We start from the raw sequence: 21,086 nt of genomic DNA on the forward strand, positions 1-21,086 counted from the left end.
AGTTTGCCCGCCGTTAACGATGCAGTTGCGGGCTCCACGTTACCGATCACCGACGGGTGGCCTTCGGGAAGAATGCCGCCGTGGAGACAGAGCGCCTGATCGCGGGCCGCTACCGGCTACGGCACGTGTTGGGTCGCGGTTCGATGGGGACCGTTTGGGCGGCGCACGACGAAGTGCTGCGCCGCGACATCGCGGTCAAGGAGGTGCTGCGCCCCCCTGGGATGCCCGACCACGAGGCGGACCTGCTGCGGGAGCGGACGCTGCGCGAGGCGCGCTCGGCCGCCCAGCTCGCCCACCCCAACCTGGTCACCCTCTACGACGTGGTGCAGCTGGACGGCGAGCCGTACGTGGTGATGGAGCTGGTGCCCTCGGCCAGCCTCGCCGAGGTGATCCGCCGCCACGGCCCGCTGACCACCCAGCAGGGCGCCGCGGTGGCCGACGCGGTGGCCGCCGGGCTGGAGGCGGCCCACCGGGCAGGCATCACGCACCGTGATGTCAAGCCCGGCAACGTGCTGATCGCTGACGACGGACGGGTGAAGCTGACCGATTTCGGCATCGCCCGCAACGGCGCCGAGGCGACGCTGACCAGCCGCGGCATCGCGCTGGGCACGCCCGCGTTCATCGCCCCCGAGGTGGCCGCCGGCGACGACGTCTCCCCCGCCGCCGACCTGTGGAGCCTGGGCGCGACCCTGTTCGCCGCGATGACCGGCCAGGACCCCTACGAGGGGGCCAACCTGCTCCAGACGATCAACCAGGTCGTGCACGGCGACGTGCCGCCCGCCGAGGCCGCCGGCGAGCTGGCCCCCGTGGTGGCCGGGCTGATGACCAAGGACCCCGCCGAGCGGATGCCGCTGGCCGAGGTGCGCAGGCTGGTCCGCCCGCTGCTGCCGGAGCTGGGCGCGTTCCCCGTCGACCGGGAGGACGAGACCCGCCCGGTGGTCGAGGTCGTCCGGCCGCCGCTGGTCACGCCCAAGCCGGTGATCCCTGGCGACACCCCGCTGGCCGACGACCCCGGCCCGCTGCCGTTCGCGCTGTCCCCCACCCCCACCCGGTCGACGCCCCCGCGCCGCCGGGGGCCGCTGGCGACCGCGCTGCTGACCGCGCTGGCGCTGCTGCTGTTCGCCGCCGGTGGCGGCGCGGGCTTCGCGCTGACCAGGACCGCCGCCGGAGCGCCGCTGCTGCCGCCGCCGCCCGCCGAGGGCACGGTGCCCCGGCCCGCCATCACCGAGTCCTCGCTGCGCCCCACCACCCTGTCCGCGACCACCAAGAACGGCGAGCAGGGCGCGGAGTTCACCATCGAGGTCGGCGCGGACTGGACGAACTTCCTGGAGCAGCGCGCCAACCAGGGGCTGCCCCCGAGCACCGTGGTGCACCTGGTCGACCCCACCGGCGGGTACGAGGTGGCGGTGCAGCGGTTCCCCGCCTTCTACCCCCGGTTCACCATCGAGGACTACGTCGAGGTGGTGCGCTCGCGGTGGGCGCGCGGGCAGTACTTCGCCGAAGCGCTGGAACCCACCGACCCGCTGATCCCCGGCGGGCCGGAACCCGCCGTGCAGTTCAGCTACCGGACCGCCGAGCGGGCCAGCTCCCCCGAGGACGGCGACACCGACCTGCGGCGCTCCCGGTACTCGCGGGTGCTGCCGCGCGGCGACGACCTGTGGGTGGTGGAGGTGGTCTTCCCCACCGAGCAGGAGGAGACGGGGCGGAACAAGCTGTTCAACGCCATCGCCCGGACCTTCTCGGTCGCGGGCTGACCTCGCTGCGGGCGGCCGCCTTCCCGAGCTGCGGGCGGCCCCTCCCCGAGCTGCGGGTTAGGCTCCCCGCCGTGACCGCCATCAGTGAGAACAGCACCCCCGAAGCCCTCGCCACCGAAGCCGCCAAGGCCCTCGCCGAGCGCACCGGCGTCGACCGGCACGACATCGCCGTGGTCCTGGGGTCCGGGTGGCGGCCCGCCGCCGACCTGATCGGCGAGCCCAGCGCCGAGGTGGCCATGGGCGACCTGCCCGGCTTCGAGCCGCCCACCGCGGTCGGCCACGGCGGCACCGTCCGCTCCGTGCCCGTCGGCGACAAGCACGTGCTGGTCATGCTCGGCCGCACCCACGGCTACGAGGGCAAGGGCGTGGCCAAGGTGGTGCACGGCGTGCGCACCGCCGCCGCGGCGGGCGCGCGGACCGTGGTGCTCACCAACGCCGCGGGCGGGCTGCGCCAGGGCATGGCGGTGGGCCAGCCGGTGCTGATCAGCGACCACCTCAACCTCACCGCCGCCTCGCCGCTGGTCGGCGCGCGGTTCGTGGACCTGACCGACCTGTACTCGCCGCGCCTGCGGCAGCTCGCCCAGCAGATCGACCCGAGCCTGGAGGAAGGCGTCTACGCGGGCCTGCCCGGCCCGCACTTCGAGACGCCCGCCGAGATCCGGATGCTGCGCACCCTGGGCGCGGACCTGGTCGGCATGTCCACCGTGCACGAGGCCATCGCCGCCCGCGCCGAGGGCGTCGAGGTCTTCGGCCTGTCCCTGGTCACCAACCTGGCGGCGGGCATCACCGGCGAACCGCTCAACCACCAGGAGGTGCTGGAGGCGGGCCAGGCCGCGGCCAGCCGCATGGGCGCGCTGCTGCGGGAGCTGGTGACCCGCGCATGAGCCTGACCCCCGCCCTGCGCGACGCCGCGTTCCGCTGGATCGCCGACGACCCGGACACCGCCACCCGCGACGAGCTGCAGCGGGTGCTGGCCTCCGCGATGGGCGGCGTCCCGGAGGCGCTGGCCGAGCTGGCCGACCGGATGGCCGGGCCGCTGACCTTCGGCACGGCCGGGCTGCGCGGGCCGGTGCGCGCCGGGCCCAACGGGATGAACCGCGCGGTGGTCGTGCGCACCACCGCCGGCCTCGCCTCGTGGCTGGCCGACCGGGGCGACGCGGGCGGCCTGGTCTTCGTCGGCCGGGACGCGCGGCACGGGTCGGAGGACTTCGCCCGCGCCGCCGCCGGGGTGCTCGCGGCGGCCGGGTTCACCGTGAAGCTGCTGCCCCGCCCCCTGCCGACGCCGATCCTGGCGTTCCTGGTGCGCGCGCACGACGCGGTGGCGGGTGTGCAGATCACCGCCTCGCACAACCCGCCCGCCGACAACGGCTACAAGCTCTACCTGCGCGGCGGCGCGCAGATCGTGCCGCCGGAGGACCGCCAGATCGAAGCCGCGATCACGCGCGTGCCCCCGGCCGTGTCCGTGCCGACCTCCGAGGACTACCAGCAGGTCAGCGAGGAGGACGTCGACGAGTACCTGCGGCGGGTCGCGTCGCTGCCCCGCGGCACCGCCCGCGACCTGCGCGTGGCGCTGACCCCGATGCACGGCGTCGGCGGGCAGACGGCCGTGGAGGCGCTGCGCCGCGCGGGCTTCACCGACGTGCGGGTGGTGCGCGAGCAGGCCGCGCCGGACCCGGACTTCCCGACCGTGGCGTTCCCCAACCCCGAGGAACCCGGCGCCGCCGACCGGCTGCTGGCGCTGGCCGCCGAGGTCGACGCCGACCTGGCCATCGCGCTGGACCCGGACGCCGACCGGTGCGCCCTGGGCGTCAAGGAGCGCGACGGGTCGTGGCGGATGCTGCGCGGCGACGAGACCGGCGTGCTGCTCGGATCGCTCGTGCTGTCCACCACGGAGTCACCCGACCCGCTGGTGGCCACCACGATCGTGTCGTCATCGCTGCTGCGGTCGATCGCGCGGGCGCGCGGCGCGCGGTACGCCGAGACGCTGACCGGCTTCAAGTGGCTGGTCCGCGCGGGCGAGGGCCTGGTCTACGCCTACGAGGAGGCGCTCGGGCACTGCGTCGACCCCGAGCACGTCAACGACAAGGACGGCATCTCCGCCGCCGTCGCCGCGTGCGACCTGGCCGCCACGCTCAAGGCGTCCGGGCGAAACCTGCTCGACGCGCTGGACCAGCTCGCCGTCGAGCACGGCCTGCACCTGACCGACCAGGTCTCGCTGCGGTTCACCGACCTGAGCCGGATCGGCGCGCTGATGGCGCGGCTGCGCCAGTCGCCGCCGGAGGGCTTCGCGTTCGAAGACCTGCTCCCCGAGGCCGACGTGGTGCGGCTGACCGCCGAAGGCGTGCGCGTGGTGGTGCGCCCGTCCGGGACCGAGCCGAAGTTGAAGGCGTACCTGGAGGTCGTGGAACCCGTGGCCTCCGCCGACGACCTCGCCCCGGCCCGCGCCCGCGGCGTCGAGCGGCTGGCCGCGCTGCGCGCGCGGGTGGTCGACCTGCTCAGCTGAGCACGAGCAGCAGGCTGAGCACGGCGATCGCCAGCGAGATGCCCGCCACCAGGTACGGCCGCCTGGTCGGCGGGCTCACCCGGCCGTTGGTCGCGGCGACCACCGCGATGCGGCCGGAGATGTAGCTCGCCGCGCACAGGGCCACGCCGGTGGCCAGGATCATCGTGTTGGCGTCCCACGGGCTGTGGTCCACGCCCGGCCACACGCCGATGAGCACCAGCGGCAGGCCGATGAGGCCGAGGCTGATGCCGACGCCACCTCCCCAGATCATCCGCCGGTTGCGCTGGACGGTGGCAATGCTGCGAGTGTCCATGACTCCCTCCTGGTCACTCCTGAAGACGCGCGGGGGCCACACTGGTTCCATGCCCCGGCTGCTCATCGTCCACCACACCCCGTCACCGGCGCTCCAGGAGGCCCTCGAAGCGGCGCTGTCCGGCGCCACCGACCCCGAGATCGGCGGTGTGGAGGTGGTGCGGCGGCCAGCCTTGTCGGCCGGGGCGGCCGACGTGCTGGAGGCGGACGGCTACCTGCTGGGAACTCCCGCCAACATCGGGTACATCAGCGGGGCGTTGAAGCACTTCTTCGACACCGTGTACTACCCGTGCCTCGACGCTACCCGTGGCAGGCCGTTCGCGGCGTACGTGCACGGGAACCAAGGGGTGGAAGGCGCGGTGAAGGCCATCCGGGACATCACCGGCGGCCTGGGGTGGCGACCCGTGGCCCCGGTGCTGGAACTGGTCGGCCGGGTGGACCACCAGGCGTGCCACGACCTCGCCGCCACCCTCGCCGCCACCCTCTCCCCCTGACCCCCTCCCCCGCGAGTCGAACGCTCAGGTACCGCGAGTCGAACGCTCAGGACCCCTGAGTTCGTCGTTCGGGTTGGGTTATCCAGCAAAGCGGCGCTCGCCGCGCGGCAGGTCGCCAAGGATGGCGCTCGCGGGCACCCCGCTGCGCGCGCTCCGCGCGCCCCCTGGTGCGTGGGCAAGTACTACCCGGCGGAGTTGGGAGGGCCGGTGACTACTACCCGAGCCACGGAAGCGGGCGCGGGCTGGGGCGCGAGAAGCGCGGGTCGAGGTGCGCGAATGTTGAATTCGGGGGTTCTGAGCGTTCGACTCGCGGGGGCGACACGGCCGACACGCCCGTAGGTGGGTGACACCGGGGGCGGGCGTGGCCGTTCTGAGCGTTGAACTCAGGGGTGCTGAGCGTTCGACTCGCGGGGGTGGGGTCAGCGGTCGAGGAGGCGCATGTGCTCGGCGGGGTAGCGGTCGCCTGCGGCGGTGGGGGCCGCGGCCTCGATCGCCCGCAGCTCCTCGGGGGTCAGCGACAGCGACGCGGCGGCGACGTTCTCCTCCAGGTACTTCACCCGCTTAGTGCCGGGGATCGGCACCACGTTCGGGCCTCGGTGGTGCACCCAGGCCAGCGCCAGCTGCCCGGCGGTCACGCCCCGCCGCTCGGCCAGCTCCCGCAGCGCCGCCACGATCGCCAGGTTGCGGTCGAAGTTGCCCTCGGCGAACCGGGGCAGGTTGCGCCGCATGTCGTCCTCGGCCAGCTCGTCCACCGAGGTGACCCGGCCGGTGAGGAAGCCCCGTCCCAGCGGCGAGAATGGCACCACGCCGATGCCCAGCTCGGCGCACGTCGGCGCGACCGACTCCTCGATGTCGCGCGTCCACAGCGACCACTCGCTCTGCACCGCCGTGATCGGGTGCACCGCGTGCGCCCGCCGGATGGTGTCCGCGCCCGCCTCGGACAGCCCCAGGTAGCGGACCTTGCCCTGCTCGACCAGCGACGCCATCGCGCCGACGGTCTCCTCGACGGGCACCTCCGGGTCGACCCGGTGCTGGTAGTACAGGTCGATGTGGTCGACGCCGAGCCTGCGCAACGACGCCTCGCACGCCGACCGCACGTACTCCGCGTCCCCGCGCACCACCCGCGTGCCGCTGCCGAGGCCGAACTTCGTGGCCAGCACCACCGAGTCCCGCCGGTCGGCGATGGCCCGGCCGACCAGCTCCTCGTTCGCGCCCGCGCCGTAGACGTCGGCGGTGTCCAGCAGCGTCACACCCAGTTCCAGGGCGCGGTGGATGGTCGCGATCGACTCGCGCTCGTCGCCGACGCCGTAGGACTGGCTCATGCCCATGCACCCCAGGCCCTGCGGCCCGACCGAAAGCTCCCCCAGGTTCGTCACGCGGTGATCCCCTCCACGAAGGTGTGTTCCAGCTGGCTGTAGTGCGAGATCTTGTACTCCAGCACGTCCAGGCAGGACTGCAGCTCGGCGATGCGCTCCCGCACGGACGCGCGGTGCTCCAGCAGGATCTGCTTGCGCCTGCCCGCCGTCGGCGAGCCCAGGCGCCTCAGCTGGGCGAACTCGCGCATCATCCGGATGGGCATCCCGGTGGTGCGCAGCCGGGTCAGGAAGACCAGCCAGCTCAGGTCCTCCTCGGTGTAGCTGCGCCGTCCCCCCGCGTCCCGAGCGGGAGGGTCGACCAGCCCGATCCGTTCGTAGTAGCGCAGCGTGTCGATGGACAACCCGCTGTGCTCGGCCGCTTGGGCGATCGAGAATGTCACCCCTCGACGGTAGGAGCTGGAGTGCACTCCAGGTCAACCCGGTTCAGGCGTCCGGATGCTCTTCCTTCGGCACGGCCCACGCCTCCAACTGCGCGGCCGTGCCCGCCACGTCGACCTGCTCGCGGCCCAGGGCGCGGACCAGCTCCAGCGCCTGGTCGTCCTCGGCGTCGACCCACCAGCCGTTGATGTCGCACAGGGTCACGGCGGCCACCCAGCCCAGCCGCCAGTTTCCCTCGGCCAGGGGACGGGTGCGCACGATGGAGTCGAGCAGGGCGGAAGCCTTGAGCCACAGCGTGTCGTACGCCTCGACCCCGAGCACCGTCGCCCTGGGGCGGTGCGCGGCGGAGTCGAGGAGACCTAAGTCACGCACGACGAGATCGCCGCCCGTGACAGCGGTCGCCAGCACGAGCAGGTCGCCTGCGTCGAGGTAGTTGACCACGACACCAGTTGATCACACCGGGCCGACAGTCAGCCCGTGCTCACGCCGACCCCATGCGGTCGAGCAGGCCCCGGTACTTGGGCAGCACCCGTCCGAGCACCTCGGAGAGCTGCTCCTCCTTCTGGAGCCTGGCCCACCGGTCGGCCAGCGCCAGCCGCACGACTTCCTGCTTCGACCGGCCCTCGGCGGCGGCGAGCTCGTCCAGCCGCCGGTTCTCCTCGTCGCTCAGACGCAGGGTCATCGCCATGACCTCGAAGGTACCAATTTGGTACCACGCTCGCCAGGACGAGTTTTATAACGGTGTCCCGATACGATGTTCCGGTGCCGCGACCGAAAACCCACGACGACGCCCTCCGGGTTCGACTGCTGGACCGCGCGGGCGAACTGCTGTCCACCGAGGGCCCCAGCGCACTGAGCTTGCGCAGGCTGGCAGCCGATGTCAACACCTCGACCACCGCCGTCTACTCGCTGTTCGGCGGCAAGCCCGCGCTGCTGGACGCGTTGTACCAAGAGGCTTTCCGCCGTTTCGCCGAACGGCTGGAGGCCGTTGCGCACACCGACGACCCGGTGGAGGACCTGGTCCGGATCGGCCTGGCCTACCGCTGCGGCGCGCTCGCCGACCCGCAGTTCTACCTGGTGATGTTCAGCAAGGTGGTGCCGGACTTCAAGCCGTCCGAGCAGACCGACGCGCTGGCCGCCTGCGCGTTCCGACCCGCCGTGGCCGCCGCGCGACGGGCGGTGGAGAGCGGCGCGTACGCCGAGGACGTGGCACCGGAGCAGATCGCGCTGGCCATGTGGGGCCTGGTGCACGGCCTGGTCAGCTTGGAGCTCAACGGAAACCTCCCCGCCGGCTTGGAAATCGCCCCCGTGTTCGAACGCGCCCTGCGAGCCCAGGCCGACGGTTGGCGAGCATGACTCGGCGCTGCCGAGCCCCCGGCGGAGCCGGGGTGATTCAACAGAGTCCGGGGAGGTCGGCCGCCGCGTAGGACCCTCCCCGGACTCCGTGAACTGTCCTGTCAGGACAGTCCGCTGCGCAGCGCGGTGATCAGCTCGCCGTCGGCGGTGTCGCCGTCCAGCGACCAGATCATGGCGCCGCCGAGACCGCGTTCGGCCGCGTAGCGCCCCTTGCGCTTCATCTCCACCGGGTCGTCCCACGTCCAGAAGGTGGTGCCGTCGAACAACCACGCGTGCCCGGCCTTGGGATCGCGGTGCACGGTGAACTTGTCGAGTTGGCCCTTGAGAACGCGGTAGTCCTCGTACCCCGCTTCGTAGGTGGCGGGGGCGGGCCCGGCGTTGGGCTGGAACAAGCCGTTGTTCTCGTTGCGCACGCCGGTCCAGCCCCGGCTGTAGAACGGGACGCCCATCACGACCTTGGCGCGCGGCGCACCCTTGGACAGGTAGTGGTCGATGGCCACCTGCGAGCTGTAGGCGGGGCTGGTCGGGTCGCCGGCCGGGGTGCGGATGCTCGACTGCTGGTTGGTCAGCGCGTCCCACGAGCCGTGGTAGTCGTAGCCCTGGATGGTGGCGAAGGTCAGCAGCGCGAACACCTTCGGCACCTCGAAGCCGCGGTCGACCTGCGCGGGCGCGGCGGGCAGGAAGGCTGTCAGGTCGTAGGACCGGCCGGTGCGCAAGGTCAACCCCAGCAACTGCTTGCGGTACTCGGTCAGGAGTTGGGTGAAGTTCCGCTTGTCCTCGGGGCGCACCACGTTGCCCGCGTTGCCCTCGCTGGCGGGCCACTCCCAGTCGAGGTCGATGCCGTCGAAGACGCCCTTGGCCGCGCCGGGCGGCAGACCGGGCAGATCGCCCCTGATCCACATGTCCAGGCAGGACTTCACGTGCGCGGCGCGCGAGGCGGGGGTCAGCGCGGCGTTGGAGAAGTACTTCGACCCGGTCCAGCCGCCGAGGGAGATGTTGACCCGCAGCTTCGGGTACTTGGCCTTGAGCTGCTTGAGCTGGTTGAGGTTGCCCGCCAGGGGTTGGCCGGGCTCGTCCGCCTTGCCGCTGACGCTCTGCTCGGCGGTGAACGGCCGCTGGTAGTCGGCCCACGGGTCGCTGCTGACGCACTTGCCCTGCTCGTCCAGGAAGCTGAACGCGTAGTTGAGGTGCGTCAGCTTGGCGGCGGTTCCGTTCTTGACCAGGTCGCTGACCAGGAAGTTCCGGTCGTAGCCGCTCCACTGGGTGTAGTAGCCGACCACGCGCTTCGGCGTCGCGTGCGCCAGGGCCTGCGGCGCGAGGGACGCTGCCAGCGCGGTGGCGAGGAGCGCTGGGATCACCCACTTCTTGATGGCCAATGCTCCTCCACGTGGTGCGAATTTGGTCCAGACCAGAAGGTAGAACAGAGGTCTAGACCACAGCTACAGCCGAACGAGCGAATCCGGGCATAGCGCCCGACCGCCGCCGTGGCGCTGCAAACGTTTCCATGTGCGCGCGGCGGCGGTGATGGCTAGCTTCGGCGGCTCGATCCGAGCGAGGGAGGGCTCATGATCCTGGTGACCGGTGCGACCGGAACCGTCGGGCGGTGCGTGGTCGAGCAGTTGGCCGCGCTGGGGGAACCGGTGCGGGCGCTGACCCGCAACCCGTCGCGTGCCACTTTCCCCACCGGCGTGGAGGTGGTCGGCGGCGACCTGACCAAGCCCGCCGAACTGCCCCTGGACGACGTCACGGCCGTGTTCCTGCTGGCGGCCCTGGACTCCGAGGCCGTCGCCGAGCACGCCGCGGCGCTCGCCGAACGGGTTCCGCGCGTCGTGTTCCTGTCCTCCAGCGCGGTCGCCGTGCGGCGGCCGGGCAGCTACGAGACGCACGAAGCCGTGGAGAAGGCGATCGAGCAGTCCGGCGCGGAGTGGACCCACCTGCGCCCAGGGGAGTTCATGGCCAACAAGCTCGTGTGGGCGTCGTCGATCAAGTCCGCGAACGTGGTCCGCGCCGCCTACCCCGACGCGATCGGCGTGCCCATCCACGAAGCGGACATCGCCGAGGTGGCCGTGCTGGCGCTGCGCTCCCCCGACCACGCCGGACAGGCGTACTTCCTGACCGGCCCGGAGGCGCTGACCCACCGCGAGCAGGCCGCCGCCATCGGACGCGGCCTGGGGCGGGAGATCGGCTTCGAAACCCTGACCTACGGCCAGGCCAGGGCGGCGCTGATCCGCGACGCGGGCCTGCCGTGGGACATCGCCGAGTACCTGATGGGCTACCAGTCCGAGCACGCGCAGGAGCCGCCCTCGGTGTCGCCGGTGTTCGAGCGGGTGACCGGCCACCAGGGGCGCACGCTGACCCAGTGGGCGGCCGACCACGCCGCCGAGTTGTCCTGACCAATGCCCGATGAGTGATCGGAATTCGGCAGGGATGAATCGGACGGTAAGCGCTTTGTCACCGAATGCACTCTTTTGTTCGGTCACCCGGCAGAACCGCGGCGTTACCGCAAGTCATGTACTGCGGTGCTCCTGAACCGGAGGTACGCTACCAGCCCAACTCATTCGACACGCCCAATTCGGGGTGAGCCTCATGTCTCAACCACAGGGCCCGTCACCCGCATTCGACAACCCGCGCGACGCGAGGGCACAAGCCCGAGCCGACAAGGCGTACCGCAAGGCGCAGCGACCCTGGTACAAGAAGAAGCGCTTCATCCTGCTGTTGGCGCTCCTGGCCATCGTGGTGATCGTTGCCGTGAATGTTAGCGGCGGTGATGACAAGCCGACCGCGCAAGAGCCTGGCGCTCAGCCCGCGTTCGCCGGTGCGACGGCTGATGACGTGGTGGCGAAGGCAGGCGAGACGGTGGATGCCGACGGAGTGCGGGTCACGACAACTCAACTCGTTCCCGGCGACAAGACTTTCGGCAACACGCTTTGCACGACCGTCACCTACACCAGCCAGTCAGATCAGCCCAGCAACTTCAGCGGAGCCACCGACTGGAAGATGCAAGATCCGAATGGGGCAATCCTCTTCAGTACGATCACCGGAAGCAAGAACCTTTTGCAATCAGGCCAGTTGGCACCTGGAGGCAATACGACCGGCGACGTGTGCTTCAACGCACCGCAAGGAACACCTCCCGGTCAGTACGTGGTGCTCCTCGAGCCGTTCTTCCGGTTCAGCTCCGACCGGATCGCGTGGCTGAACACGCTCTAATGGCGCGGGGAGCCGTTGGACGCTGTCCAACGGCTCCCCCGGTCGAGCCGTTCAGACTGCCCCGTACTGGCGGTCGCCCGCGTCGCCGAGGCCGGGGACGATGAACCCGGAGTCGTTCAACCGCTCGTCAACGCTGGCGGTCACCAGCCGCACCGGCAGGCCCGAGTCGCTCAGGTGCTTGATGCCCTCCGGCGCGGCCAGCGCGCAGATCGCCGTCACGTCGGTCGCGCCCCGGTCGGTGAGCAACCGGATCGTGTAGGCCATGGAGCCGCCCGTGGCCAGCATCGGGTCCAGCACGAACACCGGCCTGCCCGACAGGCTCTCCGGCAGCGACTCCATGTAAGGGGTGGGTTTGAGCGTCTCCTCGTCGCGCGCCAGCCCCACGAACCCCATCTGCGCGTCCGGGATGAGCTTGTGCGCCTGGTCGGCCATGCCCAGGCCGGCCCGCAGCACCGGCACCAGCAGCGGCGGGTTGGCCAGCCGGTACCCCGTCGTGCGCGCCACCGGTGTGTGCACGCGCTCCTCCGCGACCTCCGCGCCGCGGGTGGCTTCGTAGACCAGCATGACGGTCAGCTCGTGCAGCGCGGCGCGGAACGCCGCGTTGTCCGTGCGGGCGTCGCGCATGGTGGTCAGCCGGGCCCTGGCCAGTGGGTGATCGACAACGAGGACGTCCATAGCGGAAGAGTATGTGCGGTGGGTGCGGGCGCCGCGCGGAAGGCGGCCGTCAGGTGAGCTCCAGTCGCTTCAACGCCTCGGCCATCTCGACCAGGGTGCGGAAGTGCCCGGCCAGGGCGTCGAAGTTCGGTTCCGGACAGGGCTCGGGCGGCGGGTCGTCCTCGTCCAGGTCGGGCGGAAGCAGTTCGACGGTCATCACCCACGTCGCGTAGACGCCACTGATCTTCCAAGATCGCATGGGCACACGGTCGTGTCTTGCCTTCGCGGCACGCAACGCGCTCCATCGGGTGATGATGCTTTCTTGCCCGCCTGGCAAGGCGGGACAGTCGGTTTCATGACCAACAAGGGGGCGTCGTTCCGGCAGCGCCGGGTGTCGGCGGAACTGCGGACGCTGCGCACGGCGCGCAAGCTGAGCTGCGCCGACGTGGCCAGGGCCATCGGTGTGTCGGAGAGCAAGATCAGCCGGATGGAGACCGGGCGGCGCGGCCTGTACGCCGACGAGGTCGCCGCCATCCTCGGCTACCTCCAGACTCCGCCGGAATTGCGTCGGGAGCTGGTGGCGCTGGTCCGGGCCGGGGAGAACCGGAACTGGCACACCATCCACGGCAAGCTGCCCGGCCACTGGCGCGACCTGATCGAGCTGGAGGCCCAGGCGTCCGCGCTCTACAACTACGAGCCGCTGCTGATACCTGGGCTCGCACAAACTTCCGACTACGCCCGAACGATCATCCGAGGCGGCAACGAGCAGTTGTCGGAAGGCGAACTGGAATCCCTGGTCGCCATTCGCATGGGCAGACAAGCCATCCTCGGCCGCATCTGGGTCAACCTGCTGATCGATGAGACCGTGCTACGCCGTCCGCTGGGTAACCCCGCCATGATGCGCGCCCAGCTCCAACACCTGGTGTCGCTCGCGGCCCGTCCGAACGTCCTGATCCAAGTGGTGCCCTTCGACAGCACCGCCCACCCCGGCCTGGAGGGGCCGTTCCTCCGGCTGGAGTTCAACGACCAGCCCGGTCTCGTCTACGTGGAGAGCCGCAGCACGAGCACATTCCTGGAGGAGGAAACGCACCTGCAAAACGCTAAGCTCGCATGGCAGAGGCTGCGCGACTTGGCGCTGTCAGCTGAGGAGTCAGTGGGGCTGATCGCCAAGCTCGCCGGCGAGTTGACGTGATGCGAGGAGCGCGCCCCATGGACGTCACCCCCCTCTCCTGGCGCAAGAGCAGCTACAGCAGCAGCCAGGCGAACTGCGTCGAGATCGCCCACACCCCCACCGGCATCGCCGTCCGCGACTCCAAGAACCCCGACGGCCCCGTCCTCCACTTCCCCAAGATCACCTGGGCGGCGCTCGTCCGCTGAGCGAGTCGCGCGAAGTCGCTGTTCAACCACCCGTTTGCTCCTAGACTCACTCGGGTGAGCGATGAGCTGGTCCCGGACCCCCGTCAGATGCGCGCCTCGGACGCCGACCGCGAGAAGGTCGCGCAGGTGCTCCAGAAGGCGCACGGGGAGGGCAGGCTCGACCTGCACGAGCTGGACGAGCGCTTGGCGGCGGTGTACGCGGCCAAGACCTACGGCGAGCTGGCCCCGTTGACCGCCGACCTCGGGGTGCCCGCGAACCTGCCCGCCGCGATGCCGCAGAACCTGCCCTCCGACCGCATCGGCGGCACTCCCGGTTCCAGCGTGTCCTTCGCCTTCTGGTCGGGGGTGGACCGGCGCGGCGAGTGGGTCGTCCCGGCCACGCACACCGCCGTCGCGATCATGGGCGGGGTCCAGCTCGACCTGTCCAACGCCCGGTTCGCCCAGGCCGAGACCACGATCACGGTGTTCGCCTTCTGGGGCGGCGTGGAGATCTTCGTCCCCGAGGACGTCACCGTGCGCGTCGACGGCGTGGGGATCATGGGCGCCTTCGAGGACCGGACGCACAAGACCCCGACCATCCCCGGTGGCCCGGTGGTGCGGATCACCGGGGTGGCGATGATGGCCGGGGTCGAGGTGCGCCGCCCCAAGCGGAAGAAGCTCAAGGGCGAGCAGCGCCCGGAACTGGAGGACTGACGGCTACAGGTCGCCGCGCCAGTACCAGCGCTGGTTGTCGCTGTAGTGGCAGTCCCACATCATGACCACGTCGCCGCGGCCGTGGTCGTAGATGTCCAGGCACAGGCCGTTGCTGAACGACCGCAGCGCGATCCCGCCCGTGCTGCCCACCTCGACCCTGGTGAACTCCTGCGTGCGGGTGTTGTCGCAGGAGTGCTGGACCACCTGGTTGCCCCTGCCCCGGTAGCTGTCCAGGCACTTCGACAGGTCCGAGAACGGTCGCAGCCGCGCGCCGCCGTTCGGGCCGGTGTCGATGGTCCAGTCCTGGTTGCTCCAGCCGTTGCACCCCCACATGTGGATCTGCGGACCGCGCCCGGCGTCCCACACGTCCAGGCACTTGCCGTTGGCCCCCGCCGCGAAGTTGATGACTTCGAACCCGCTCAGCGCGGTGACCTCGTCCGGTTCGGCCGCCGCCGGAGCGGTCAGCGCGAGGGCCGCGAGGGCGGCCACGGCCAGCGCGCGGAGCGCTCTTTTGATCAACAACATTCTTCCCCCTGTCGGCTCGACCCGGGGAGTCCAGCAGACGCCGTTCACGTTCGCTGGCACGAGGCCGTTGATGCTTCGGTTAAACAGGAGACATCTTCGGTTCATGCGGAGCGTCGCTCCCTGATCCGATGGCCGCGATCGGGTGGACGCAAGCTCGTCGAACACCTCTCGATCTACGCCTGACCTGCGCGAACCCGCTGACTTAGGACGGGCGTCCCACTCCGCTTAGACTCGGCGGCATGGCTGCACCCTCGACATCGCCGTCGCTGCCGCCGTCGCTCGCGGACGCCGTCCGCGACGACGCGTCGCTGCGGCGGTTCCTGCACGGACTGCCCGGCGTGGACCAGGTGGGCGTGGAGCAGCGCGCCGCCGGGTTGGGGACGCGCAGCATCAAGAAGGCCAGCAAGCTGTGGGCCATCGACGCCGCCATCGGCATGGTCGACCTCACCACGCTGGAAGGCGCGGACACGGCGGGCAAAGTGCGCTCGCTGTGCGCGAAGGCGCGCAGGCCCGACCCGGACAACCCGGACGTGCCGCGCGTGGCCGCCGTGTGCGTCTACCCGGACATGGTCGCCACCGCGAAGCAGGAGCTGGACGGCACCGGCATCCAGATCGCCAGCGTCGCCACCGCCTTCCCGTCCGGCCGCTCGACGTTGAAGGTCAAGCTGGAGGACACCGCGTTCGCCGTCGAGTCCGGCGCGACCGAGATCGACATGGTGATCGACCGGGGCGCGTTCCTGTCCGGCCGCTACGGGCAGGTGTTCGACGAGATCGTGCAGGTCAAGCACGCCTGCGGGGACGCGCACCTGAAGGTGATCCTGGAGACCGGCGAGCTGGCCACCTACGACAACGTGCGGCGCGCCTCGTGGCTGGCGCTGCTGGCGGGTGGCGACTTCATCAAGACCTCCACGGGCAAGGTCTCGCCCGCCGCGACGCTGCCGGTCACGCAGGTGATGCTGCAGGCGGTGCGCGACTGGCACACCGCGACCGGCGAGCGCCGGGGCGTCAAGCCCGCGGGCGGCATCCGCAGCACCAAGGACGCGATCAAGCACCTGGTGGCGGTGCACGAGGTGGCGGGCCCGGAGTGGCTCAACCCCCACCTGTTCCGGTTCGGCGCCTCCACGCTGCTCAACGACCTGCTGATGCAGCGGCGCACCCAGTTGGCGGGCCACTACAGCGGCCCCGATTACGTGACGGTGGACTGACACATGTGGGAATACGCGCCCGCGCCCGAGTCGCGGGACATCGCGAACCTCAAGCCGAACTACCGGATGTTCGTCGACGGCGAGTTCGTCGAGGGCGGCGGTGAGCCGCTCAAGAGCGTCAACCCCGGCACCGGGGAAGTGCTCGCCGAGGTCAGCACCGCCGCGCCCGCCGACGTGGACCGGGCCGTCAAGGCCGCCCGCCGCGCCTACGACCGGGTGTGGGGCAGGATGCCCGGCGCGGAGCGCGCCAAGTACATCTTCCGCATCGCGCGGCTGATCCAGGAGCGCGGGCGCGAGCTGGCCGTGCTGGAGTCGCTGGACAACGGCAAGCCGATCAAGGAGTCGCGGGACGTGGACGTGCCCACGGCCGCCGCGCACTTCTTCTACCACGCGGGCTGGGCGGACAAGCTCGGCTACGCGGGCTACGGCCCGGACCCGCGCCCGCTGGGCGTGGCGGGCCAGGTGATCCCGTGGAACTTCCCGCTGCTGATGGCCGCGTGGAAGATCGCGCCCGCGCTGGCCTGCGGCAACACCGTGGTGCTCAAGCCCGCCGAGACGACCCCGCTGACCGCGCTGGTGCTGGCCGAGATCATCCAGCAGGCCGAGCTGCCGCCGGGCGTGGTCAACATCCTGCCGGGCGCGGGTGACGTGGGCGCGGCCGTGGTGGCGCACCCGGACGTGGACAAGGTGGCGTTCACCGGGTCCACCGAGGTGGGCAAGCTCATCCAGCGCCAGCTCGCGGGCACCGGCAAGAAGCTGACCCTGGAGCTGGGCGGCAAGGCGGCCAACATCGTGTTCGACGACGCGCCGCTGGACCAGGCCGTCGAGGGCATCGTCAACGGCATCTTCTTCAACCAGGGCCACGTCTGCTGCGCGGGTTCGCGCCTGCTGGTGCAGGAGTCGGTGGCCGAGGAGCTGCTGGACAAGCTGCGCACCCGCGTCTCGACGCTGCGCGTGGGCGACCCGCTGGACAAGAACACCGACGTCGGCGCGATCAACTCCGCCGAGCAGCTGGCGAGGATCCAGGAGCTGACCGCGTCCGGCGAGGCCGAGGGCGCGCAGCGGTGGACCAGCTCGTGCCCGTTGCCGGACAAGGGTTTCTACTTCGCGCCCACGGTGTTCTCCAACGTGTCGCAGGCGATGCGGATCGCCCGCGAGGAGATCTTCGGGCCGGTGCTGTCGGTGCTGACCTTCCGCACCCCGGACGAGGCCGTGGCCAAGGCCAACAACACCCCGTACGGGTTGTCGGCGGGCGTGTGGACCGAGAAGGGCTCGCGCATCCTGTGGGCCGCGCAGAAGATGCGCGCGGGCGTGGTGTGGGCCAACACGTTCAACCGCTTCGACCCCACCGCCCCGTTCGGCGGCTACCAGGAGTCGGGCTTCGGCCGCGAGGGCGGTCGCACGGGGCTGGAGGCCTACCTCGATGTCTGAGAACCGGATCGGCGTGGCGAAGACCTACAAGCTCTACATCGGCGGCGCGTTCCCGCGCTCGGAGTCCGGGCGCAGCTACCCGGTCTCCGACGCCAAGGGCGCTTTCCTGGCCAACGCGGCGCAGGGCTCCCGCAAGGACGCCCGCGACGCGGTGGCGGCGGCGCGCAAGGCGTTCCCCGGCTGGTCGGGGGCGACCGCGTACAACCGGGGGCAGGTGCTCTACCGGGTGGCCGAGGTGCTGGAGGGCCGCCGCGAGCAGTTCGCCGCCGAGGTGGCCGCCGCCGAGGGCGTGGCGCTGAAGAAGGCGCAGCAGCTGGTGGACGCGGCCGTGGACCGGTGGGTCTGGTACGCGGGGTGGACCGACAAGGTGGCCACGGTGCTGGGCGCGGCGAACCCGGTGGCGGGGCCGTACTTCTCGTTCTCGGTGCCGGAGCCGACCGGTGTGGTGGCGGTGCTGGCGCCGCAGCAGTCGTCGCTGCTGGGGCTGGTCAGCGCGGTCGCCCCGGTGGTGGCCACGGGCAACACCGCGGTCGTGGTGGCCTCGGCGGACCGGCCGCTGCCCGCGGTGACCCTGTCGGAGGTGCTGGCCACCTCGGACGTGCCCGGTGGCGTGGTCAACGTGCTCACCGGCCGCACCGAGGAGATCGCCCCGTGGCTGGCCTCGCACGCCGACGTCAACGCGCTGGACCTGACCGGCGCGCCGGAGGCGCTGCGGGCGGAGCTGGAGCGCTCGGCGGCGGGGACGGTCAAGCGGGTGCTGCGGCCCCGGCCGTCGGAGGACTACCTGCGTGAGCCGGACCTGGGCAGGCTGCGCGCGTTCGTGGAGTCCAAGACCGTCTGGCACCCCGTCGGCACCTGACGCCCGCAAGTACTACCCGGCCCACCTTTCGGGGCCGTTAACTACTACCCGCCGCACCCCACGCGACGGCGGGTAGTAGTTAACGGCCCTGTGGGAGGGGTCGGGTAGTACTTGCCGGTGCGGTCAGTGGCGGCAGCCGAGGGCGGTGTAGGCGAGCAGGCCGAGGCCGGCGGCGGTGAGGGCGACGACCGTGGCGACGGTCGTGTCCGGCGGCTGCACGGGCCAGGTCAGCAGCTGCTCGTACCACTGCTCCCCGGTGGGCACGACCATGGTCACCCCGGTCCACGCCACCGGCAGCGCCCACGCCGCCCGCGCGCCGAACACCACGGCGCCCAGCGCGGCGGTGCCGCCCAGGCCCGCCAGGTCCCGCAGCACCAGGTCGCGGTCGGCCAGCGGGTCCGCGACCAGCCCCACCGTCAGCAGCAGCCCGGTCAGCACCGCCCCGGCCACCAGCAGGTGCCCGGCCCGGCGCGGCGGCCAGCCGAACGCGGCGGTTCGGTCGAGCTGGAGGTCGTGCCCGCCCAACCCGACCGACACCGCGGCGACCGCGACGGCCACCGCGAACGCGGCCAGCCGGGGGCTGCCGCCCGGCTGGGCCAGCCAGCCGAGCAGCGCCACGCCGACCACCGCCACCGCCGCGCTGGTCGGGACCTGGCGGGAACGCGCGTGCAGCACCAGCCACCTCACCGCGCACCCCCGACCGGACCGGGCGGCGGCGTCCCCCGACGTGCGACGCCGCCACCCGGCGCTCCCAGGATCGCCCGCTTCACAGGGCACCGCTCGTCAAGGCGGTGAGCGGGTCGCCGCTGCACGCCCCCTGCACGGCCCGCATCGCCTGCACCCGCGCCACCTGCTCCTGCTCGGGCAGTGCGCGCAGCGCCTCCCAGGCGGGCCCGACCAGCGCGTCCACGTCCTTCGCGTACCAGCTCTGCGGGGACAGCAGCGGCACCAGCCTGCCCGCCACCCACGACCCGGCCACCGTCCGCGCGGCGATCTCGCGCGTCGGGTCCTCCGGGCTGGCCATGCCGTGGCACGGGCGCGTGCCCGCCCCCGCGACCATCCGCTTGGTCAGCTCCTCGCCGCGCGCGGGCTCGTTGATCAGGAAGTAGTTCAGCTCGTCGAGGTTGATCCACACCACGTCGGTCGGCTCGGCCTCGCGGGAGGCCGACCACACCGGTCCGGGTTTCTCCCGCACCGACCGCGGCGGATCGGGCAGCTTCGCCAACTGGCGCAGCGCCTCCTGCGCGGGTCCGGCCACTTCGGCCAGCTCGTGCCCGTGCGCCCTGGTCAGGCACACCCGCGGCCCGCTGTCGGTGCACACCTCGCTCATCGCGACCGCCGACGCCACCCGGACCTCCTCCGGGGTGCCGGGCATCAGCGGCACCGCCACGGCGGCGGCCAGCACCACCGGCAGCAGTGCCTGCCACCACTTGCGGGCCGCCAGCAGCAGGAACGCGGTCAGCGCCAGCCCGGCGTAGAACAGGCCCTGGGCCAGGGTGAACGAGCCCGCGGGCTCGTGGAAGACGTCGCGGGGCGACGGCGTGCTGGGCCGCAGCAGCGTCAGCCGCAGCACCAGCCCGCTGGGCGCGTCGTCGTCGAGATCGCCGACCCGCAACGCGGTCGCCACGAGCACCAGCGCGCCCACCGCCAGCACCGGCGGGGTCAGCGGGGACGGCACCAGCCGGGCCAGCCCGGCGCCCAGCCACGCGGCGGCCACCAGCGCCACCAGCCCGACCAGCAGCACCAGCAGCCACGACCACTGCCAGTAGCCGTCCACCCGCACCGCGCCGATCGCGGTCACCACCAGCTGAGCGGTCACCACCCCGATGCCGAGCGCGCCCAGCAGCGCCAGCGCCCGGTGCGCGCGGGGGCGCGGGGTGGAGGCGAACAGCTCCTCCACGCCGGAGCGCCGGTCCCGCAGGCCCTGCAGCGCGCCCAGCCCCACCACCACCGGCCAGCTGAACATCAGCGGGAACCGGACCCACTCGGCCAGCATCCCCCACTGCCGCGTCCAGGTGACGCTGCCGCTGTTCGGCGGCCCCATGCGCAGCACCACCAGGGCGATCACCAGCACCACCACGCCCAGCAGCGGCGCCGCCGACCGGCGCAGCTCCACCCCCAGCACCCTCACCACGCACCGGCCTTCCCGCCGTCGGTCTTCCCGCGACTGGCCAGCAGCGCCGAGTAGCCGCGCTCGATGGGGCTGTCGCCCACGTCGTCGGGGCCGCCCTCGGCGGCCAGCTCGGCGGGGGTGCCCTGGAAGAGCAGCTTCCCCGACTCGAACAGCACCACGTCGGCGCACGCCGCGGCCACGTCCTCGACCAGGTGGGTGGACACCAGCACGCAGGTGTCCGCGCCCAGCTCGTGCAGCAGCTCGCGGAACCGGACGCGCTGGCCGGGGTCCAGCCCGGCGGTCGGCTCGTCCAGCAGCAGCAGGTCGGGGTCGTTGACGATGGCCTGGGCGATGCCCGCCCGGCGCACCATGCCGCCGGAGAGGGTCCTGAGCTTGTCGTCGGCGCGGTCGGCCAGCCCGACCCGCTCGACCGCGCGCTGCACCGCGCCGGGCACCTCGGCCTTGGGCACCTCCTTGAGCCAGGCCATGTACTCGACGAACTCGCGCACGGTGAACCGCTTGTAGTAGCCGAACTCCTGCGGCAGGTAGCCCAGCCTGCGGCGCAGCGCGCGCAGGTCGGCCCGCCCGGCCACCCGCTCGCCGAACAGCTCCAGCACGCCCCCGGCGGGCCGCAGCACCGTCGCCAGCGACCTGATCAGCGTGGTCTTGCCCGCGCCGTTGGGCCCGAGCAGGCCGTGCACCCCCACGCCCAGCCCCAGGTCCAGGCCGTCGACCGCCATCCGGCGGCCCGCCTTGACCCGCAGCCCCTCCGCGCGGACGTGCCAGGCGTACCCCGTCGGCGCGACCTCTGCCGCGCTCGTCGCACGCGCCATCACAGTCCTTCCCTCC

Annotated in this window: 25 protein-coding genes; 13 read left to right on the forward strand and 12 right to left on the reverse strand. The window is 71.9% G+C overall.

Annotated features, from left to right (window positions below; all coding sequences use genetic code 11):
* Positions 1-80: 80 nt before the first annotated feature.
* From JOF41_RS26660 to JOF41_RS26670, 3 genes are all read left to right on the forward strand, one after another.
* Positions 81-1,754, forward strand: a complete 1,674-nt coding sequence (locus tag JOF41_RS26660) for a serine/threonine-protein kinase (RefSeq protein ID WP_209622878.1) — start codon at positions 81-83, stop codon at positions 1,752-1,754.
* 71 nt (positions 1,755-1,825) lie between these two features.
* Positions 1,826-2,638 (forward strand): purine-nucleoside phosphorylase, encoded by an 813-nt coding sequence (locus JOF41_RS26665; protein WP_209622880.1) that lies wholly within the window; start codon positions 1,826-1,828, stop codon positions 2,636-2,638.
* Positions 2,635-4,257: a phospho-sugar mutase gene (locus JOF41_RS26670; RefSeq protein WP_209622882.1), complete on the forward strand. Its 1,623-nt coding sequence runs from the start codon at positions 2,635-2,637 to the stop codon at positions 4,255-4,257. The genes JOF41_RS26665 and JOF41_RS26670 overlap by 4 nt, the downstream gene beginning before the upstream one ends.
* Here JOF41_RS26670 and JOF41_RS26675 read toward each other — a convergent pair.
* Positions 4,250-4,570 (reverse strand): hypothetical protein, encoded by a 321-nt coding sequence (locus JOF41_RS26675; protein ID WP_189225691.1) that lies wholly within the window; start codon positions 4,568-4,570, stop codon positions 4,250-4,252. The genes JOF41_RS26670 and JOF41_RS26675 overlap by 8 nt on opposite strands.
* 49 nt (positions 4,571-4,619) lie before the next feature.
* On the opposite strand from JOF41_RS26675, the gene JOF41_RS26680 reads away from it, so the two are divergent.
* Positions 4,620-5,063, forward strand: a complete 444-nt coding sequence (locus JOF41_RS26680) for a flavodoxin family protein (protein WP_209622884.1) — start codon at positions 4,620-4,622, stop codon at positions 5,061-5,063.
* A gap of 419 nt (positions 5,064-5,482) precedes the next feature.
* Here the strand turns inward: JOF41_RS26680 and JOF41_RS26685 are convergent, their stop codons facing one another.
* From JOF41_RS26685 to JOF41_RS26700, 4 genes are read right to left on the reverse strand one after another with little or no spacing between them, the layout of a single operon-like run.
* Positions 5,483-6,391, reverse strand: coding sequence for an aldo/keto reductase (locus JOF41_RS26685; protein ID WP_189225746.1), 909 nt, complete (start codon positions 6,389-6,391; stop codon positions 5,483-5,485).
* 44 nt (positions 6,392-6,435) lie between these two features.
* Positions 6,436-6,819: a MerR family transcriptional regulator gene (locus tag JOF41_RS26690; protein ID WP_189225693.1), complete on the reverse strand. Its 384-nt coding sequence runs from the start codon at positions 6,817-6,819 to the stop codon at positions 6,436-6,438.
* A 43-nt stretch (positions 6,820-6,862) separates the two neighbouring features.
* Positions 6,863-7,258, reverse strand: coding sequence for a type II toxin-antitoxin system death-on-curing family toxin (locus JOF41_RS26695; protein WP_189225694.1), 396 nt, complete (start codon positions 7,256-7,258; stop codon positions 6,863-6,865).
* A gap of 40 nt (positions 7,259-7,298) precedes the next feature.
* A complete protein-coding gene (locus tag JOF41_RS26700; protein WP_229796045.1) occupies positions 7,299-7,499 on the reverse strand; it encodes a type II toxin-antitoxin system VapB family antitoxin in 201 nt (66 codons plus the stop codon).
* Positions 7,500-7,579: 80 nt separating this feature from the next.
* Here JOF41_RS26700 and JOF41_RS26705 point away from each other — a divergent pair, with 80 nt between their 5' ends.
* Positions 7,580-8,173 carry a TetR/AcrR family transcriptional regulator gene (locus JOF41_RS26705; protein WP_189225696.1) on the forward strand — a complete coding sequence of 198 codons (594 nt, stop codon included), beginning with the start codon at positions 7,580-7,582 and terminating at the stop codon, positions 8,171-8,173.
* 101 nt (positions 8,174-8,274) lie between these two features.
* Here JOF41_RS26705 and JOF41_RS26710 read toward each other — a convergent pair whose 3' ends face one another.
* Entirely contained in the window at positions 8,275-9,531 is a 1,257-nt protein-coding gene (locus JOF41_RS26710) for a glycoside hydrolase family 18 protein (RefSeq protein ID WP_307867543.1), read from the reverse strand.
* Positions 9,532-9,738: 207 nt separating this feature from the next.
* Between JOF41_RS26710 and JOF41_RS26715 the strand changes: the two genes are divergently transcribed.
* Positions 9,739-10,566: an SDR family oxidoreductase gene (locus JOF41_RS26715; RefSeq protein ID WP_209622888.1), complete on the forward strand. Its 828-nt coding sequence runs from the start codon at positions 9,739-9,741 to the stop codon at positions 10,564-10,566.
* A gap of 193 nt (positions 10,567-10,759) precedes the next feature.
* Positions 10,760-11,380 (forward strand): DUF4352 domain-containing protein, encoded by a 621-nt coding sequence (locus JOF41_RS26720; RefSeq protein ID WP_209622890.1) that lies wholly within the window; start codon positions 10,760-10,762, stop codon positions 11,378-11,380.
* 51 nt (positions 11,381-11,431) lie between these two features.
* Here JOF41_RS26720 and upp read toward each other — a convergent pair whose 3' ends face one another.
* A complete protein-coding gene (gene upp, locus JOF41_RS26725; RefSeq protein ID WP_189225700.1) occupies positions 11,432-12,055 on the reverse strand; it encodes a uracil phosphoribosyltransferase in 624 nt (207 codons plus the stop codon).
* A gap of 49 nt (positions 12,056-12,104) precedes the next feature.
* Positions 12,105-12,293: a hypothetical protein gene (locus tag JOF41_RS26730; protein WP_189225701.1), complete on the reverse strand. Its 189-nt coding sequence runs from the start codon at positions 12,291-12,293 to the stop codon at positions 12,105-12,107.
* A 96-nt stretch (positions 12,294-12,389) separates the two neighbouring features.
* Here JOF41_RS26730 and JOF41_RS26735 point away from each other — a divergent pair, with 96 nt between their 5' ends.
* Genes JOF41_RS26735 through JOF41_RS26745 form a run of 3 tightly spaced genes read left to right on the forward strand, consistent with a single transcriptional unit; the run spans position 12,390 to position 14,104 of the window.
* Positions 12,390-13,226 carry a helix-turn-helix domain-containing protein gene (locus JOF41_RS26735; protein ID WP_189225702.1) on the forward strand — a complete coding sequence of 279 codons (837 nt, stop codon included), beginning with the start codon at positions 12,390-12,392 and terminating at the stop codon, positions 13,224-13,226.
* 17 nt (positions 13,227-13,243) lie between these two features.
* A complete protein-coding gene (locus tag JOF41_RS26740; protein WP_189225703.1) occupies positions 13,244-13,411 on the forward strand; it encodes a DUF397 domain-containing protein in 168 nt (55 codons plus the stop codon).
* A 54-nt stretch (positions 13,412-13,465) separates the two neighbouring features.
* The gene (locus JOF41_RS26745; RefSeq protein WP_229796046.1) at positions 13,466-14,104 is read left to right on the forward strand and encodes a DUF1707 SHOCT-like domain-containing protein; all 639 of its coding nucleotides are present in this window, start codon (positions 13,466-13,468) and stop codon (positions 14,102-14,104) included.
* A 3-nt stretch (positions 14,105-14,107) separates the two neighbouring features.
* Here the strand turns inward: JOF41_RS26745 and JOF41_RS26750 are convergent, their stop codons facing one another.
* Complete coding sequence (locus tag JOF41_RS26750; protein WP_209622893.1) at positions 14,108-14,629, reverse strand: RICIN domain-containing protein; 522 nt, start codon at positions 14,627-14,629, stop codon at positions 14,108-14,110.
* Between the two features lie 239 nt (positions 14,630-14,868).
* Here JOF41_RS26750 and deoC point away from each other — a divergent pair, with 239 nt between their 5' ends.
* Genes deoC through JOF41_RS26765 form a run of 3 tightly spaced genes read left to right on the forward strand, consistent with a single transcriptional unit; the run spans position 14,869 to position 18,124 of the window.
* Entirely contained in the window at positions 14,869-15,834 is a 966-nt protein-coding gene (deoC, locus tag JOF41_RS26755; RefSeq protein WP_209622902.1) for a deoxyribose-phosphate aldolase, read from the forward strand.
* A gap of 3 nt (positions 15,835-15,837) precedes the next feature.
* A complete protein-coding gene (locus JOF41_RS26760; RefSeq protein WP_189225706.1) occupies positions 15,838-17,265 on the forward strand; it encodes an aldehyde dehydrogenase family protein in 1,428 nt (475 codons plus the stop codon).
* Positions 17,258-18,124, forward strand: coding sequence for an aldehyde dehydrogenase family protein (locus JOF41_RS26765; protein WP_189225707.1), 867 nt, complete (start codon positions 17,258-17,260; stop codon positions 18,122-18,124). Before JOF41_RS26760 ends, JOF41_RS26765 begins: the two co-directional genes overlap by 8 nt.
* A gap of 123 nt (positions 18,125-18,247) precedes the next feature.
* Here the strand turns inward: JOF41_RS26765 and JOF41_RS26770 are convergent, their stop codons facing one another.
* From JOF41_RS26770 to JOF41_RS26780, 3 genes are all read right to left on the reverse strand, one after another.
* Positions 18,248-18,799, reverse strand: a complete 552-nt coding sequence (locus JOF41_RS26770; RefSeq protein ID WP_209622904.1) for a hypothetical protein — start codon at positions 18,797-18,799, stop codon at positions 18,248-18,250.
* A 91-nt stretch (positions 18,800-18,890) separates the two neighbouring features.
* Positions 18,891-20,258 carry a hypothetical protein gene (locus JOF41_RS26775; RefSeq protein ID WP_209622906.1) on the reverse strand — a complete coding sequence of 456 codons (1,368 nt, stop codon included), beginning with the start codon at positions 20,256-20,258 and terminating at the stop codon, positions 18,891-18,893.
* Positions 20,252-21,070 (reverse strand): ATP-binding cassette domain-containing protein, encoded by an 819-nt coding sequence (locus JOF41_RS26780; RefSeq protein WP_189225710.1) that lies wholly within the window; start codon positions 21,068-21,070, stop codon positions 20,252-20,254. Before JOF41_RS26780 ends, JOF41_RS26775 begins: the two co-directional genes overlap by 7 nt.
* Between the last annotated feature and the right edge of the window lie 16 nt (positions 21,071-21,086).

It is taken from the genome of Saccharothrix coeruleofusca (assembly GCF_017876325.1).
GTDB lineage: Bacteria > Actinomycetota > Actinomycetes > Mycobacteriales > Pseudonocardiaceae > Actinosynnema > Actinosynnema coeruleofuscum.

Coding starts and splice junctions, on each gene's coding strand:
- JOF41_RS26670 (WP_209622882.1), top strand. CDS start 2,635: ATGAGCCTGACCCCCGCCCTGCGCGACGCCGCGTTCCGCTGGATCGCC.
- JOF41_RS26675 (WP_189225691.1), bottom strand. CDS start 4,570: ATGGACACTCGCAGCATTGCCACCGTCCAGCGCAACCGGCGGATGATC.
- JOF41_RS26680 (WP_209622884.1), top strand. CDS start 4,620: ATGCCCCGGCTGCTCATCGTCCACCACACCCCGTCACCGGCGCTCCAG.
- JOF41_RS26685 (WP_189225746.1), bottom strand. CDS start 6,391: ATGGGCATGAGCCAGTCCTACGGCGTCGGCGACGAGCGCGAGTCGATC.
- JOF41_RS26700 (WP_229796045.1), bottom strand. CDS start 7,499: ATGACCCTGCGTCTGAGCGACGAGGAGAACCGGCGGCTGGACGAGCTC.
- JOF41_RS26715 (WP_209622888.1), top strand. CDS start 9,739: ATGATCCTGGTGACCGGTGCGACCGGAACCGTCGGGCGGTGCGTGGTC.
- JOF41_RS26720 (WP_209622890.1), top strand. CDS start 10,760: ATGTCTCAACCACAGGGCCCGTCACCCGCATTCGACAACCCGCGCGAC.
- upp (WP_189225700.1), bottom strand. CDS start 12,055: ATGGACGTCCTCGTTGTCGATCACCCACTGGCCAGGGCCCGGCTGACC.
- JOF41_RS26730 (WP_189225701.1), bottom strand. CDS start 12,293: ATGCGATCTTGGAAGATCAGTGGCGTCTACGCGACGTGGGTGATGACC.
- JOF41_RS26735 (WP_189225702.1), top strand. CDS start 12,390: ATGACCAACAAGGGGGCGTCGTTCCGGCAGCGCCGGGTGTCGGCGGAA.
- JOF41_RS26740 (WP_189225703.1), top strand. CDS start 13,244: ATGGACGTCACCCCCCTCTCCTGGCGCAAGAGCAGCTACAGCAGCAGC.
- JOF41_RS26750 (WP_209622893.1), bottom strand. CDS start 14,629: ATGTTGTTGATCAAAAGAGCGCTCCGCGCGCTGGCCGTGGCCGCCCTC.
- deoC (WP_209622902.1), top strand. CDS start 14,869: ATGGCTGCACCCTCGACATCGCCGTCGCTGCCGCCGTCGCTCGCGGAC.
- JOF41_RS26760 (WP_189225706.1), top strand. CDS start 15,838: ATGTGGGAATACGCGCCCGCGCCCGAGTCGCGGGACATCGCGAACCTC.
- JOF41_RS26765 (WP_189225707.1), top strand. CDS start 17,258: ATGTCTGAGAACCGGATCGGCGTGGCGAAGACCTACAAGCTCTACATC.
- JOF41_RS26780 (WP_189225710.1), bottom strand. CDS start 21,070: ATGGCGCGTGCGACGAGCGCGGCAGAGGTCGCGCCGACGGGGTACGCC.